8 protein-coding genes and 1 pseudogene are annotated in these 15,834 nt (G+C 63.7%); 3 read left to right on the top strand and 6 right to left on the bottom strand.

Annotated features, from left to right (window positions below; all coding sequences use genetic code 11):
* Positions 1 to 382 precede the first annotated feature (382 nt).
* Positions 383 to 508: a hypothetical protein gene (locus HUA74_RS46535; protein WP_256434740.1), complete on the top strand. Its 126-nt coding sequence runs from the start codon at positions 383 to 385 to the stop codon at positions 506 to 508.
* 635 nt (positions 509 to 1,143) lie between these two features.
* Positions 1,144 to 5,970, top strand: a complete 4,827-nt coding sequence (locus HUA74_RS44640; RefSeq protein WP_174459465.1) for an SIR2 family protein — start codon at positions 1,144 to 1,146, stop codon at positions 5,968 to 5,970.
* Positions 5,971 to 6,090: 120 nt separating this feature from the next.
* Here the strand turns inward: HUA74_RS44640 and HUA74_RS44635 are convergent, their stop codons facing one another.
* From HUA74_RS44635 to HUA74_RS44610, 6 genes and pseudogenes are all read right to left on the bottom strand, one after another.
* Positions 6,091 to 6,882 carry a hypothetical protein gene (locus HUA74_RS44635; protein WP_174459464.1) on the bottom strand — a complete coding sequence of 264 codons (792 nt, stop codon included), beginning with the start codon at positions 6,880 to 6,882 and terminating at the stop codon, positions 6,091 to 6,093.
* Between the two features lie 242 nt (positions 6,883 to 7,124).
* A pseudogene (locus HUA74_RS44630) lies at positions 7,125 to 8,147 on the bottom strand (hypothetical protein); the annotation flags it as partial.
* Positions 8,148 to 8,493: 346 nt separating this feature from the next.
* Positions 8,494 to 9,732, bottom strand: a complete 1,239-nt coding sequence (locus HUA74_RS44625; RefSeq protein WP_174459462.1) for a hypothetical protein — start codon at positions 9,730 to 9,732, stop codon at positions 8,494 to 8,496.
* Positions 9,733 to 10,349: 617 nt separating this feature from the next.
* Entirely contained in the window at positions 10,350 to 12,224 is a 1,875-nt protein-coding gene (locus HUA74_RS44620; protein ID WP_174459461.1) for a caspase family protein, read from the bottom strand.
* The gene (locus HUA74_RS44615; RefSeq protein WP_174459460.1) at positions 12,221 to 13,042 is read right to left on the bottom strand and encodes an anti-sigma factor; all 822 of its coding nucleotides are present in this window, start codon (positions 13,040 to 13,042) and stop codon (positions 12,221 to 12,223) included. Before HUA74_RS44615 ends, HUA74_RS44620 begins: the two co-directional genes overlap by 4 nt.
* Positions 13,039 to 13,608, bottom strand: a complete 570-nt coding sequence (locus tag HUA74_RS44610) for an RNA polymerase sigma factor (RefSeq protein ID WP_174459459.1) — start codon at positions 13,606 to 13,608, stop codon at positions 13,039 to 13,041. The genes HUA74_RS44615 and HUA74_RS44610 overlap by 4 nt, the downstream gene beginning before the upstream one ends.
* 1,195 nt (positions 13,609 to 14,803) lie before the next feature.
* Between HUA74_RS44610 and HUA74_RS44605 the strand changes: the two genes are divergently transcribed.
* A complete protein-coding gene (locus tag HUA74_RS44605) occupies positions 14,804 to 15,103 on the top strand; it encodes a hypothetical protein (protein ID WP_174459458.1) in 300 nt (99 codons plus the stop codon).
* Positions 15,104 to 15,834 lie beyond the last annotated feature (731 nt).

Raw genomic sequence — 15,834 nt, 5'->3', positions numbered from 1 at the left:
TGACCGCCGCTACCTCGACATGGCCCTGCTGACTTCAAACCCAGACACCGCTGAATGAATCCGCCAAGGAGCCTTCCTCCCCCGTTCCCCCTCCGAACCAACTACACACGATTCGGGACTTGACCCGGCGGCCCCACCTCCCGCAACACCACCGACCCTCGCTGGGCCCCGGGAAGAACCGCTCTCAGCAGGGTCCTCTCCGACTCTGTCCTCCCACGCCCAATGCCCGCGATTCGCCGTCCGTGCGGGGCCTCCACTCTGGAGAACCGCGTACGGGCTTGCAGCTCAAAGTGGGCGAAAACCATAGGGCTTATGCCCAGTTTTCGAGCGATTCATGGACTGCTATCTTTATCGTTTTTCACAGTACGCGGAGGGGATATCCGTGGCAGCAGGAAGCCTGCTGAACCTCATCAGCTTCGGCTACGCCGGCCGGTATGAGTCAGCGGCCACCCGGGCGGAGGGCGCGAGTAGCACGCTTCGCACCCTGGAGATCGATACTCAAGGCTAGGCGAAGCTTCTCGCTCGCATCTCGAAACGCCTCGAGGCGGGCGAAGTCCTGGATTGGCGTCATGGCCACGTCCCGGAGACCTTCAAAGTGACGCATGCGATTCAGCTGGAGCGCAATAAGCATCTAAAGGCTCTCTGCCCCTACGTCGACGCCGTCGAGGGGCGCAGAGCAGTGGGCCAACCGCAGCGTGGCCACCGGACAAGTATAGATTGATGTGGAGCTCCCACTATGGCGGCGACCGCAGCCTGGAAGGAGCGCCGTCGACTCGACATCCGGGCAGTTCCCCATTGCTCCGCACTCGCTTGGGCTCTTCAGGAACTCGGAGGCCCTGTGCGTGCCAAACTCGCTAAGTTCGTGCGCCACTGGCGGCCTCTTCGAAGAGCAAGTGTTCAAATTCCCCTGTGGGTACTTCTGTCCAAAAATGAGCACATCGGTCTGCTAATCGGACGCCGGCTCAATTCCCTCACCAGAGCGGGATGAAGGTCACCACGGCGCCGCGGACAGACAACGAAGAGCCCCCATGGGCTGCCCTACAAGAACCCTACCGAGGGAGATGGCTGGGAGGCGGGTTGCCTTTACCTGTGCCTGGGAAGACACTTCGCCCGTGTCTGGTCCATAGTCTCTGGAGGAATCGCTTGGACTTTGCCGATGAGCAGGGCCTCTTCGAGCGCATTCTCAGTGCTCGTCGCGTCATCTTCGTGCTCGGCTCGGGGTTGACGCTCCCCGTAGTTCCAGGCGTCGAGGGGGTTATCGACCTCATCCGCCGGGAGTTCGCAGCAGAGCCAGAGAGCCTAGCACGCTTCATGGCTTCGCTGGATGCGCCACTGCCGTCGGGACAGGTGAACCGCTACCAGGCAGCCCTCCGGCACCTGCTGCACCACCGGGCTGGCCAGGACAGCGTCAACCGCATCATCCGGCACGCGGTGCTGCAGCCAGTGCTTTCGGTAGAGAAGGCACGCACCGAGGCGGCTGGCCAGCCGTGGAACGAGGACGCAGTGCTGGCAGGGTTCGATGCAGCTTCGGAGCAAGAGACCTACGCACTTGAGCATGCCTTCGACCGCTGGAAGTTGACGCCGGGCGTTGAGGCGCTCGGGAAGATTCTAACTCGCTACCCCGCACATTTCGGGCGTATTTCGTTGACCTCCAACTTCGACCCCCTCATCGAGGTTGCCATCCGAAAAGCCGGAGGCCAGTGCTACAGCAGCTTTCTGGACGCAGATAGCGGGCTGAAGAACACGGTGGCTCCAGGTCATCATGTGGTGCACCTGCACGGTGGGTGGTTCCGGTCGGACACGCTCCACACACAAACACAGCTCGACCAGCATCGGCCGAAGCTGTTGGCCTCGTTGCATCGGCTCCTGCGAGAGCACACTGTCGTCGTGCTCGCCTACGGAGGGTGGGACGATATCTTTACCAAGGCGCTCGCGGAGGCGAATGGAGATGGCTACGCCGGTTGCGATCTCCTGTGGGCGTTCTACGATTCCGACGCTACGAGGATTCAGACTTCCGCCGCTCCCCTGCTGCAGAAACTCCGCAGCGGGCTCGATGGCGGCCGGGTGTTGCTCTACAAGGGAGTGAACGCTCACGACTTGCTGCCAAATCTGGCCGAGCGGATGGCATCCCGGGTCGACCCAGTGAAGGCTCCCGCGCCGCTGACGGTGGGGGCGCGCATCGCGGAGTCCTCCGAGGTTCGCGTGACCGAGGCAGAGGGTATGCCGGCGCCCGCGCACACTCCTTCGCACGCGGCGGTGCATAGCCCCCCTGGATCAGCGACACCTCTAGAGAAAGCTGAGGGCACCGTAGAGGGGACGGCATTGGGAATGGGTCACGCTCCGGAGGGAAAAGGTCGCCGCAAGCTACTTGGCGGACGTTGGCTCTCCACCCTCGCAGTGGTGGCTTCCCTGAGTCTTCTCCTGGGCGTCGTTGCGCTCGTGCGGCGGCCGGACCTAGCGTATGGGGTGGACTTCTCGGTCCAGGGCGGCAAGCTCATTCCGGTCTCGCTCCTCACTGAGAAGCAGCAGCGGCAGCGGAACTCAAGCTACCGGTTCGAGTTCGTCGGTGGAAGGGTATCCCGGATCCAGCGCATCTCCGGACATGGGACTCTGCTGAGCTTGAATCCCGAAGAGCAACTGGACTCGCCACCTCCTGACTTGGGTGTAGGACGTAAGCCTGAGGTGGTCAGTCTCGTGCCCCAATACGGCGCAGATGGGGCGCTGCTTTCGGTCGAGTACCGAAGCCGGAGCAACGTTCTGCTCTCTGCGAAAAGGTTTGCGAAAGAGGGGCACCGACTCATGCACCAGGACAACACCGGACTGCCACTTGCTCTGGACTGGGCCGGGGTCTTTGGTTCCGAACTGGAACTCGATGCGTCCGGCTGGATCATGGGGGAGCGCTACATCAATGCCTACGGCGCCCGGCGCCAAAGCTCAGGCGGGGTCTTCGGAGTCCGGTACGAGCGGGATGGCCGGGGGAATATCACCCGGCAGACATATTTGGACGCTGAGGGACAGCCGAGTGCCGTGGCGAAGGGAGAAGCCATCCAAGTACGCATCCTGAGCAGCCAGGGTGACTTGCAGGAACTGAGGCTCTTCGATGCAGCGGGCGCCCCGACCTTGGGCAAGCGACTGTTCCACCGCCTCGTCCGCAGGCTTGATGCCGCAGGAAACTGCCTGGAGGAGCAAACCTTCGATGTGGACGGCAAGCCATCGCCTGATAGTGCAGGAGTAGCATCCAGAGTGTATGACTATGACGCTCACGCGAACCTCATCTCGGTCAGTTACTTCGACACCACGCGCAAACCAGTCTCCAGCCATGACGGGTATGCCCAGATCCGGCTGACCTTCGACGAGGAGGGTCGCGAGAAGGAGCGCTCCTTCTTCAATCCCGACGGGCAACCCACAGTAGGCAAAGAAGGCTTTGCCCGAGTCGTTCGCGTCTATGACACCGCCGGCAATGAGGTCAGTCGAGAATTCTACGGCCGGGGGAGGAGCCGGACCACGCACAGGGATGGCTACAGTGAGGTGCGCTTCACGTACTCGTCACTAGGACTACCGGTGGAGATCGCGTTCTACGATCCTGACGGAAAGCCGACCTTCCACAAGAAGGGGTATGCTCGCATCCGTCACGTCTGGGATGAGTTGGGCCGCGAACTGGAATCGAGTGCGTGGGGCGCGCAAGGAGAACGCGTGCTGTTCAACGGGTACGCAATTATCAGGAAGAAGTACGGTGAGTATGGCCAGACAGAGGAGGCCTACTACGACACCGCAGACAAACTGACCCTACGCACGGATTTCGGTGCAGCCATCATCGCCATGGGACAGGATGAGCAGGGAAGATCGACTTTCGAGGCGGCGTACGATGCGGCACGACGCCCGAGCATCAACAAAAAGACTGGGGCCTTCCGGCAGGACATGACCTATGACGCCCAGGGAAATCTTACGGCCATCGAGCGAAGGGATTCTCTGGGGCGGCCCACGCTGGGAGAAGGAGGATGGGCTCGGGTAACTGCCTCCTATGATCATCACGGCAAGTCGATTTCCCAGTCCTACTTCGGCCTGGATGGCCGCCCGGCCAACAACGAGACTGGGGTCTCCACGCTCCTTTTTGAGAACAACTCCCGGGGTCTGCGAACGAGCGAGCGCTACCTAGCGGAGGACGGCTCGCCGACGCTTATCAACAATGAGAAGATAGGCCAGCAGACGCTCTCTTATGACGAGCGCGGCAACCTACTGGAGAAGCTGCACTTCGATACGCAGGCTCGCCCAGTGCTTTGCAAGCATGGCCATGCAGGAGAGCGCTATACCTATGATGCTCGTGGAAACAAGACTCAGATCACCCCGCTAGAAGTGGACCTTCAGCAGGGCCGCCTGCGGGCAGCCTCGCACGAACTCCGGAAGTATGACGACAAGGGAAACCTGAGCGAGTTGCGGTTCCTCGACGCAGCAGGCAATCCCGCCGCCGACTCTGAGGATGGCTCGTTCGTCAGCCGGTACGAGTACGATGCGCGCGGAAATCAGACCGCATGGAGCGTGTACAGCCGCGAAGGCGCGCCCTGGATGGGAGCAAGCGGCATTTTCCGGACTGAGTTTGAGTGGGACGATTTGGGAAACAAGGTGCGCGAGCGCTATTTTGACAGCCAGCGGCGCCCCGCCGTGCTGGGCAGTGGCTACGCTGAGTGGGTAGCTCAGTTTGATGCCCGAGGGCGTGAACTAGAGCGGCAGTTCCTGGGCATCGATGGGAGGCCGGTCATTGCGCAGGAGGGATGTGCGAAGTATGCCTACCGGTACAATTCTCAGGGGCTGCAGACAGAAGTCGCATGCTTTGATGACACCAGTGCGCCGATTCCGGATGCTGAGGGCATCCATCGGTCCGTCACCGTGTACGATGAGCGCGGACGCAAGGTTCTCCACCAGTACTATACGGCAACTGGAACCCTGCTCGAGTCTCGGGACAAGCCGGCCCAGGTTAAGAAAGTGTTCGATGCCCGCGGGAACATTATCGAGTCCTGGAGACTTGATGCGAGGGGCCGGCTCTTCCAGATGCCCAATGACTACGCGCGGATGGCCATGACCTATGATGACAAGGACCGGCAAACCTCCCAGTCATACTTCGATGCCAGCAACAACCCGATGCTGCTCAAGAAGAGCAATGCCAGCCGCTTGGAGATGAGCTATGACGCCCGCGGACGGCTTACGGGCAAACGTGTCTTGGGGTCGGGTGGAGAGGCGCAGGTCGATCCCTCTGGGATCTCTAGCTCCACCTTTGCATACGACACACGCGACCGGCTGATCGAGAGGCGATACTTCGGTGCCGACGGAAATCCGACGGTACTCACCATGGGGTATTCAATTAAAAGGCTTGCATATGACGAACGAGGCAACTTGACGGAGGAGGGATTTTTCGGGGCCTCCATGAGGCCTGTCGTCCGCCTGGGAGGCTTCAGCTCGTACAAGTTCCGGTATGACGAGCGGGATCTCTTGCTGGAGATGTGGTTCGAGGACGCTCAGAAGCGGCCAGTGACGACCACCATGGGATTTGCGCGGCTTGTACTGCGATATACCTTGGATGGGATCGAGTTCCAGCGGATGTTCCTGAACGCCCAGGGACAGCCGGTTCCCGAAGTGAAGGGGATGTTTGTCGACTCCGAGTCGTTCCGGAAGCTGGAGCCGGATCTTTCGGGCCGGACTCGGGGCGTCATCGTGGCGTCGGTGGTACCGGAAGGGACTGCTGCGAAAGCCGGCCTGCGGCTCGGAGACGTAATCGCGCGGGCCGATGGCGACCGTGTTGGTCCGGAAGCCATTCAGGCAGGGAAGCTCGTGTTCTCCCGGGAGCGAGCAACCCACATGCCGCTGCGGCTGCAGGTGCTGCGCTGGTCTTCAAACGGGGTCGAGCAGCGGCTCGTAAGTATTGATGCAGCACAGCAGGGCATGCGGCTGGTCGCGGGAGACATCCTGGAACTGTAAGGTCCGCATGACAACGCTCAGCCGGCCGCTCGTCGCACGACTCCCTCCCGTTCGTGTTGCCGCGCACCTCACTTGCAATGGCGTTGTTGGTGCGCATTCGCTTGAGGCCGCAACTTGACGTCATGCAGCCTCCTTGTCGCGCAGGCCACGAGCATGGAGGAATGCAGCCATGCGAGGCCATTGGGCCCCCAGGTAGCTGAACTCCCCAGGCCGAACAGAATCCAAGCCCTTCTGCTCCTCGCCCGAGGCGCCTCCCTCCGCTGTGAGCGCATCCCACGCGAATGCCCGAAGCAGTCCGAAAAGCCTGCGGGCCTGCACCTGCTTTTTCGCAGTCGCATCCAGGCGGTCATCGAGCAAACGCACCGCCGCGCCGTAGCACTCCTCCCGGCAGAGGATGAGCACCTCCCCGAGGGAGAAGGTTGCAGCGACTGGCCTGTGGCGCCGATGGGCAATCTCCAGCCAGTGTCTTGCCTCGACCAACTCCCCCTCGAGCGCGAGACATGCAGCCAGCATGTCGGGGGCAGCAGCGTAGGCATCAGGCGCTTCCCAGGTCCGCCACCCACGAGAGAGCGCCAGGAGCTCCGAGCGCGCAGTGTCCACTCGTCCTTGGAACAACGCACAGCATCCCAGGTAAAGGCGCGCCAGAACATGCTCCGGGGCGAGCAGGGCATGGCCCTCGGCGTCCTTGAGCACGCGCTGGGCCGCGCTGAGGTCTCCCGCTTCAAGCAGCGCGGCCCCGTGTCGAAGGAGCGCCGCCCACCTCTCGGCGCGCCATGAAATGTAGACAACCATGGCGATAGAGATGACGAGAAGCAGCCCGACCTGGAGCCATTCCATCGCACGCCCTTCTGGTTTCCACACGAGCCAAACCGCACCCATGGAGCCTGCGACCATGCCAATAAAAGCCGACATTCCCGGATGCTTCACACTCCACCCCCACGCATGACATGACAGTCATTCACATCGAGACACCCGACCTCGCCCCCTGGAACCGCCACTTCAGGGAGAACTGGGTGGGTGAACGGCCCAACAGCAACGGGCTGGACGACGCGGCTCTGTGGCAGAGGCAGGCAGGAGCCCCAGGCGCGCCCAGCAGCACGCGCCCGCGCTCCTCCTGCTTCTGCCTCGTTCCTCACGGCCCGCGGGTACTGCCGTCAGGGCCGGTACCGCTCTACCTCATGGAAGAACTGGGTGAGCGAGTAGTCCAGCAACGACAGGCGGGACTGCATGTACCTGCGGGCACGGAGGAAGGGGAGCCAGACACGCTTTCCTACGCGTACCTGGGACTCCTCCAACTTCTGCCGCAGCACCCAGGTCCCACCCAATCGCCGCACCAGTACGTTCCCCAGATAGGCACCGAGCGCCGGCGCTGTGTGACTGTCGATGAGTTCGCGCCCGTACCGCTCGGGGAAGTTCTCCCGCCAGAAGTAGAAGTCGAGGTCCGTGAGGGACTCGGCCGTCTCGTCCATGATGGAGGGCACCTTGGTGTGCAGTGCTGCCACGAGCCCCTCGGACAAGTCACCGTAGGACTCGAGGACACGCTCCGGATTCGCCACGTCTGAGGGATGGGCGACTGGGAGCCACTCCTCCGGCACTGGCGGTCGGAAGGCGTTGAGTTCGGCAATCTTCCGTTGCCTCTCGCCTATGCCGAACTCGTCCGGCAGCCGCAAGAGGAACGGCGCCACATCAGGATGGAAGCTCGGCTCGACGGGAGCGAGCGCTGCGCTACGCGCCCTCAGCGTTCGCAGCACCGTGTCGAAGTCGAGGTCCGGCCGCAGGTGAACATGGGCGCGGGCCTGCACCACGCGCGCCTCATCGCTAGCGAACTCGGCGGCAGTGGGCCATAGCACCAGAAGAACGGAGCCATTGGGCAACTCCTCAACGTGGTGGGCAGGCGTCGAAAGCATCCGCTCTCTTCCTACTGACTCCACCAACTTCGGGCCGAAGACGTTCAGCCAGAAGAGTTCATAGACCTTGTCGAACCCATCCCGGCTACGTGTCGCCTCGTCGCGACCGAAGGAAGGGGCACCTGAGAGCTCTCGGTCAGCCATGCTATGCGCTGCCGCATGCTGTGCGTGGTATCGGGAAGCCCAAGCTCGGGCCACTGAAATAACACCCTGACAAGCCCCCTCATCCGCAAAGAATGAGAGAGGCTGCACACTAAGCCTGACACGTAGCCCCGGCGCCAAAGGAGGACCGTCTCGGGTTGACCTCCGAGGAGCTTCCCTCTTTTCCGCTCGCCCCTGCTCGACATCTACACACTTATAGGGACACGACCCAGAGAGGTATTGAGGCGTCTGAGCCGGGCGCAATTCCGACCTCTATCAAAGGGAAAAGAGGACCCAGCGGCTCGTCATGCGCATCGCTCACGTCATGACGCACATTTTGACGCACTCATGACGCAGCGACCGAATTTGGGGTAGGCACACCCATCGCACGCTCGGAGGCGTGCTCTCGGATTCGCCTGTCCCGGTGGTGCGGCACGGGCGATGGTGCTGGGCCCGGCATCCGCCGGAGCCTCTGTCACAGCGCCGCAGCGACGGCCCGGCGGTCCGCTCGCGCCGTGGGGGCCAGGAAGCTCTCGAGCTCCTGGTCGAGGCAGACCGTTCGAACGGCACGCAGTATGTCCTGTTGCACAGGGGTGTCCGCCGCGAAGCCGTCCGCAAACAGCCGCTCCCAGCGCTGGACGGCGCCACAGCGCATGAACCTGAGCATGTATTCATCGAAGGTCAGGCGTATGCGATGAAGCGACCGTTCGGAGTAGTTCCAGTGATACAGCGGATAGAGGTCCAGGGCCGCCATATCGATGAAGATTGGGTATTCGCCGTAGACGAGCACCCGGTACTTTCCCTCGGGGCGCCCGTTCAGCCGACTGTCTCCGAGGTATTTGGCGACGAGAGACTCCTTGCGCCAGAACAGGTCCATATAGCCGGAGATGCGTGAGTCCGCGAACAGGCCGTCTCTGCGCCACGAGAGGACGGTCCCGTCGAGCTGCCGATAGAAGTTCAGCACACCCGCCGGTACGGGATGACCGAGAATCAGGTGCGCAGCGATCATCTCGCTCGACATCGGCGCGCCGCCATCCACGAGCAGCCGCCCCTTCCCGGGCCTTTCCGGTCGCATCCATGCTCGGCCGGCCACGGCCTGTGCGAGTTCGGCGTGCCAGTCGACCCCCGGCGAGGTCGCCACCAGGAGCCCGGCGACCTCTCGCTCGAGCGCTTCGAATGATCCGGTCAGTCCGAGCTCGCGGCGAGCAGCCTCGGCGACGAGTAGCGGCCATAACGGCGCCCCGGCGCAACGAATCGCCAGCGCGAGGTACTCCTCCAGCCGAAACGGCAGCGTCCAGCGCTTCCTGTCCAGCGCGAGCACGAGCTCATAGCTGCCCTCCACGAATCGCGCGCACGTGTGCACATGGTGCCCACGATGCGAGGTGCACGCGAGCGGGAGCAGTCCTTCGCGAAGCAGCGGGTCCTGCGTCGGGTGCGCGACGTGCCGGACCAGCGCGTCCACCAGCGCCTTGATCGCCTGGAGCTGAATCTGACCGCCGGGCCAGCGCAGTCGCATGCGATTGACGGCGACGAGGCCGTCGCGCAGGTCGTCGGGCAGCGCGGGCAGAAGGTCGCGCAGCGCCTGCAGATCGGCACGCGCGACCTTCTTCGGCGGGAGGTACTCACAGCCGGCCACCGCCGCGAGCGCGACTCCCGGCGGCGGGCCGAGGCCCGAGGGACCACGAAGCGCGGTAAGTAGATCGTTCAGTGACATCGAAGCGAGATTGTGTGCGTGCTGGCTGTGGTGGGGTCAAGTCCCAAGGCGAACGCATCATGCGTCACTGAAACTAAAGGAATTTGCGTGCGAGGGGTCGGTGGCGGAGGGTGAGACACCATGCTCGCCCAGCCCCCCAAGTCAGCCCAGTGGAGTATGCGCAAGCGGCCTCACAGCGGAAGTTGGCTGCACAAACCACCTGTCCACCGACTCGGCTCTCCCGCACTTCGTGTGGGTCCCCGCTGGAGAGCAGGCAGGCGCGGCAAGCTGGCAATGGGGCGAATACACCCTGGAAATGGAAACGCTGTACCCGCTTCCAGGGTGTCGGGTGGACTGAGATGTATGGCCTCGCCAACTTCGACCTCCTGCGTCTTCGAGTGCTGCTCACCGTCTGAACCTACGGTCCACACGAAGTGCGGGAGAGCCACGAAACCGGGGCAACTTCACTTCGAACCATCGGTCGGGCTCCGGGTCGCGAAACAAGAGAAGAGGCTCAGGGGTGCAGTCGCGAACAAGGCGTCATCTATCTTTGGCAGAAGCAGGGAGCAACCCACGCCGTCCACTCGTATCGGCACCAGCCATGGGCACGTCGAGCGGCACGACAGGTTTTGAGTGACTCAGAATTGGCCCGACATCCCCATCATGGCCCCACCCTCGGGGAGCAGCGAGATGGACATCCGAGGCACTTCGCGAGGTGCGCGGTCGGAGCGCCAGGCTTCGAGGACATGCTCGGCGGGTGACCGTTGCAGGAAGGCGTCCAGCAGGAAGCTCGTCCCAGCAATCATGAAGGCCGGCCCTGCCAGCCGATTGAGGGCGCGACCATAGTTCTCCGGCAACGGGGGCTTCACGTCCTCCATCCACACCGTGAGGGCAGCACCTGTGGCGAGTACGAAGGCGCCCGTCAACTTGAGAGCAAACCTGTTGCGCTCCTCGGTGACCGCGATGCTCCGGAGGCGCTCTTCGGTGCGCGCAACCACCAAGGCGTGGTCCTCCTGAGTCAAGAGCGCCCGCCGATATTCCGCTTCCACCTCCTCCCCCTCCGTGCTGCTCAGCAGCGACCATGTACCGGCCCCAAGGAGGAGCGCGCTTGCCCCCAGATAGCTCCAGCTCGCAGCCTTGTACCCGCCCGCCCTCAGGTTGAGCCCTCCCGCGAGAGCCATTGCCGCGCCACCCGTGAGCCGGAGCGCACCTTCGACGTGTCTGCTCTGGCGCTGCTGTTGTCCCAGTTGCCCCAGAAGCAATCCCATGCGGTCACCGTCCTCGCGCGAGATGCCGTACACGGGAGTGGGGGTCGCCGCTTGTGCACTGCGGAAGTCAGCAAGCGCCCGGGGGCCAAACGGCTGAGCGAAGAGCATGCGCAGTGGGTCCGTGATTCCCCGCGCCTCCAGCACGCGCTCGACGGAGACGAGTGAGGAGAGGGTCCCCTTTTCCGCAGGCAACCCGAAGCGCTCGGAGCTCCCATCCGCGAGCACCCGCTCGACGCTCCCACCGCGAATGGCCTGGGGCAGGCGCAAGTGGACACGATGGCCCGCCTCGCTGTGGCTGTCTATCCAGCGCAGCCCCTCCGCATCCCGCACAACGAGCCGGACAGGCTCTGTCTCACCCACATCGAGCACCGCGCCGTTCGCGCCCCCGGACTCCATCAGATGGACCTGGTTGTCGCCCGAGGGACCTCGGGCAAACACATGCGGGCGGAAGGCGGGATTCTTCACGTCGTGGCTGGCGGTCTCCACGAAGGCAGCCAGCTCTTCGTAGGAGACCGCCCCGTCCCCGTCCCCGTCCGCCGCGCCGAGCAACCCCGAGCGGACCGCATGACTGAAGATTCCGGACTGGAGCTCCGACCACTCATACACCTCCGCCTCCGCGCTCGTGGAGAGTAGCACCCCGACATTCTGGAGCCTGCGCCCCATGGCCTCCGCGGAATCCACGGGCGTGGCGTAGCGCCGGCCGCCGGGCTTGCGCGGGTTGAGCATGAAGAACGAGTTGCAACTGTCGAGGACCACGTGGGCCCGTTGAACCGGAATCCTGGACAGCGCCTCCTCGAGCGCGTCGGACGTGAAGGCGCCATCGGCAAGCTCGAGGAAGCCCTTTCCTTGCTCGACATCCCCGTGACCGGCGAAGAGGAAGTACAGCTCACTCTCCCGTCCCTGGCGCGTGTTCTCTCGGACGCGCTGCGAGATATCCTCGAAGGCCTCCTGAAGCCGTGCGAGGGTGGGTGGCTCCGCCCGCTGCCGCACCTCCGGAAACAGCCGCGCGGTGTCCTTGTCGAGTTCCGTGAGCACGCGCACATATGCCCCCGGGGCGAGCACCCGAAAGACGGTGTCGTACTTGGCAGCGTCATCGTCCGCGAACTGGAGCCGGGGGCGTCCGAGGGTGGCACTCGTGTTGTTGCCGACAATCAAGACGAAGCGCTCGCGCGTTTCGGCCAAACAGAGCATGGGGAGGAGGAGCAACGTGTACGTGAGCGACTTCATGGCCGTGGAGAGATTCATGGCGCTTTCTCGAGCATCAACGTCCAGTGGGTGAGTGCGGCCTCCGGCCAACGCGCGCGGAGGAGTGGTTCCAGGTTCGGGCTCTTCTCGAGCGCCTCCACGTCGAGGACGCGGAGGGGCTCGGACGTCACCAACGCAAAGACTTGCAAGGGGCCCAACGCGGGCTGGTCGAGAAGCACCGCCTCCGGCATGGGGGTGTCGCGTACCGAGGGCGACAGCTCGACCGAGCGAGGGTCCTCCCCCGGCGTGAGGTACGCGGGGTAGAGCCAGTGAAGCTCGCCGGCTGCGTCCCTGGCGAAGAGGAGGAGAAAAGCGGGCGTCTCGCCCAGGTTGCGGAAGCGCGCGAAGAGCGGGGTCGACGGCGAGAGGACCGCTCCGGGACGAAGCAGCACGGGTGGGCTGCCGGCGGAGAGCAGGTCCACTCCAACATACCGTTGGAGTGGCGCAACGAATTGCCCGCCACGCGCGGCGAACTGCGTTCGGAGGGGAGAGAACTCTTGCACCGCATATCCACACAAGACGCCTGTCACCGCCAGGCATGCCGTGGCGAGTCTTGCGCGCCAGCCCGGTGCCCACCAGGCCACGGGGTGGCGGAGGGGCTTGTCCTTGAGACGGGCCATGAGGGCTTGGACGTCGCGCTCATCCACGGGAGGCGGTGGCGCGCTCAGGCGGGCCACCAACTGCTTCTGTGCGTTCAGCTCTCGGCGGCAGGATGCGCAGCCGGACAGGTGTCCTTCGAGCCACCGGGAACGATGGAGGGTGCTCTCGCCATCCAGCCATTCCAGCAGCTCCATGGGGTCGGGACAGGGGGCGCTCATTCGTCATCCTCCTGGGTGTGCGCGCGCAGTTGGCGGATGCCGAGAAACACGCGCGAACGGACGGTGCTGACAGGCACATCGAGGATCCGAGCAATCTCGGGGTAGTCGAGCCCCTGGCTGAATCGCAGCAGCACGGCCTCCTTCAGCTTGGGAGACAGCTCATGCAGGGCCACCAGGGTGCGGCGGCGGCGCTCGACGTCGAGGAGGGTGTCGAGGGGGGAGTGGGCAGTGACGCCCTCCTCCTGTGTGAGGTGCCGCTTCCGGCGCACGCGGTCGCGATACTGATTGCGACAGAGGTTGCGCACCACCGTGTAGAGATAGACGGAGAAGGGACGCGCTGGCCGGAACTCCCGGCGCGCATGCCAGACCTTGAGCAGGGCTTCTTGCGCGGTCTCCGCCCCCGCGGCGGCGTCGCCCAGATAGCGGGTCGCGAACTGCTGAACCTGCGCCAGGTGCCGCCGGACGAGAGCCGCGAAGGCGTCCTCTGCCCCCGCGCTGGCCAGGAGCATCAGCTCCGCGTCAGTGCGCTCCTCGACCGGCCTGTCTGGAGGCGGCACGACGAACATTCTCGGATTTCGCTCGGACATCGGCAGGAGAACACCGTAGAGCGAAGTCCGTTGAGTCCCTAGATGCGGATTTCTCCAAGAGGAAGAGGGGCCGCGCCACCGGAGCGCCGCAATCAGACCGCAGGTGTCTCACCGGGGCAGGTTGGGAGCAGACTCTGCCGCCCCGAAGCCCGGGCACTGAGTCACTCGTGCGTCGACCCATAGTCGCCAGGGCGTCAAGGTGAGTCGGCGAGGCGCACAAGGGCGTCGTCAGCGCAGACCATCTGCCGAGGCTACATCTTCCCTGACAAAGGGGGGCACCAAGCCACGCCGAGGCTGGGCTCCAATCCAAGGGACCCCGCATTTCGGCATTCGGGCCCACTTCTCTTCAGGGGACGTTGAGCGTTAGGCAGACGCGCGGGCCTGTAGCGCCCCCGACAGGCTCAACGCCCAGCGCCCCCATCCAGCCTGAGCGCGGCCCGCCACACCCGTCGCACAAACATAGCGGGCTCTCGCTCAAGGGTTGGAAGTTCGTAGCGACTCAATCGGACGCGGTTAACAGGCGCTGTTAACCGTTGGGGCAGCGGTTAACACAATTCCCTGAGAGTCTAATTTCTCCGCTCTATGGTTTCCAGGAGGGCCACTCTCTCTGCTTTCCGGTTTCGTCCCCTACATGCTTTGCAGGCTTCCGAAGGGAGTCGCGAGGCGGTTACGGGGCCCCAGCGGAGGGCCGACCAACCTGCGCGCTCCTGCCTGCGTCCACGGCGGACCCAACTCCCGCGACGCCACCGATCCTCGCGCTGCCCCCGGGAAGAACCGCTCCCAGCAGGGTCCGCTGCGACTCTGGCCTCCCACACCCGAGGCCTGCACTTCGCAGTCCTCAAATCCCGCGCTTCTCCGCGCTCGAGTGGTTCGAAGACCCGCGCTTCTTGAAGGTCGTCTCCACTCTCACGCGACAACTACCTTGACGCTCACCGCAAGCATCGCGTTCTTGGCCTCCGCGCGCCGACCTCGACTGCTTCGGGATAGAAGATAGAGGACCACGAACCCATTTCAACGACGGAGCGCGTTGTGACGAGCGACATCAGAGAGCTGGTTCGGAACCACGCTGAAGCGGAACAAGCGCTGAAGCAGGCAGTGGGCGGTAGAACAGTTCTTCAAGGCATTGGCGAGTGGATAGCGCGCGTACTACGGCGGGCAGTTGGCTATTGGCAACATGAAGGGCTTCGACCTCATTGCCGCCGACGGTCGCCGGATTCAGGCAAAAGCGCGAACAGCGCTCTCGCAACCACAATTCGAGCATGAGCCTAGCCTGAACTTCGACCTCAGCCTCTGTATCTGGCTCACGAAGGATCATCTGCATGTCCTCAGGGCGTGGGAAGTTACGCCTCAGGCCCTGCGGGCATCCGGTCGGTTCTCCAGCAAGGGTGACCCCATGATCACCGAGCCACAGCTCAGGCGCGGCGGAACCGGCATTACAGAAGTCACTACGGCGGTTGCCAGGGTGTGGCTGTGAGGCTGTTCACTTGGTCTCGTGCTCCGTAGCCGAGTCAGATGAGCGAGTCCGCATCATCGAAGAACGAGTGCAGAATCTACGCGCGTTGAAGCCAAGACCGTCTCTAGAGCGCCGATCATGTTGATAACTCGATGATTTTGATCGCTTGCGGGAGGGGACCGAGCCCGGGACGACCGTCGAAACGACGCCCTGACACAGGCTCGTCGCGGTGAACGGAATGGCGCCGTTGGGTGGCGCAGTTCGACAAACGCGTCTCCTCGCGTATCATCCATCGATGAGCGATAATCCGGTCTCGGACCGATACCATGCTTGCATCGCGCCCCTCGCGGCTTCCTCGGTGGCGAAAGCTGGTCGGTGCGTGCTGTCGTATGGCCACAATGGCGCCGATCTCGCCCGCGTACGACAGACTCTGACGCTGCCCGCGGCACTCGAGCGCTTCTACGAGCAGGCTGATTCCATGCAGATCCGATGGCGCTTGCAACAAGGCGCCGCAATCGAGTACCTCGACCGCGAGATCGACATCGTTGGGGGAGAGGCGAACGTCCTCCCTGTTTCCACATGCGTCGACGGCATCGACGGCCGACGTGGAGCGGAACTACTCGACGGTCGTGTCCCTATAAGTGTGTAGTCGGCGAGCAGGGATGAGCGTGAAAGAGGGAAGCTCCTCGGTGAAACCAACCGAGACGGTCTCCCCCTGGCAGGGGAGCCGAGGAGTTCCCGCCGTGGACGAT

Origin of the sequence: Myxococcus sp. CA051A (assembly GCF_013336705.1) — a bacterium.
GTDB classification, from domain to species: domain Bacteria; phylum Myxococcota; class Myxococcia; order Myxococcales; family Myxococcaceae; genus Myxococcus; species Myxococcus llanfairpwllgwyngyllgogerychwyrndrobwllllantysiliogogogochensis.
This window is presented reverse-complemented; position numbering and strand designations above follow the sequence as displayed.

What these genes read in the sequence shown, in the direction of transcription:
- HUA74_RS44635 (WP_174459464.1), bottom strand. Translation starts at nt 6,882, where the DNA reads ATGTCGGCTTTTATTGGCATGGTCGCAGGCTCCATGGGTGCGGTTTGG.
- HUA74_RS44625 (WP_174459462.1), bottom strand. Translation starts at nt 9,732, where the DNA reads ATGTCACTGAACGATCTACTTACCGCGCTTCGTGGTCCCTCGGGCCTC.
- HUA74_RS44620 (WP_174459461.1), bottom strand. Translation starts at nt 12,224, where the DNA reads ATGAATCTCTCCACGGCCATGAAGTCGCTCACGTACACGTTGCTCCTC.
- HUA74_RS44615 (WP_174459460.1), bottom strand. Translation starts at nt 13,042, where the DNA reads ATGAGCGCCCCCTGTCCCGACCCCATGGAGCTGCTGGAATGGCTGGAT.
- HUA74_RS44610 (WP_174459459.1), bottom strand. Translation starts at nt 13,608, where the DNA reads ATGTTCGTCGTGCCGCCTCCAGACAGGCCGGTCGAGGAGCGCACTGAC.
- HUA74_RS44605 (WP_174459458.1), top strand. Translation starts at nt 14,804, where the DNA reads ATGAAGGGCTTCGACCTCATTGCCGCCGACGGTCGCCGGATTCAGGCA.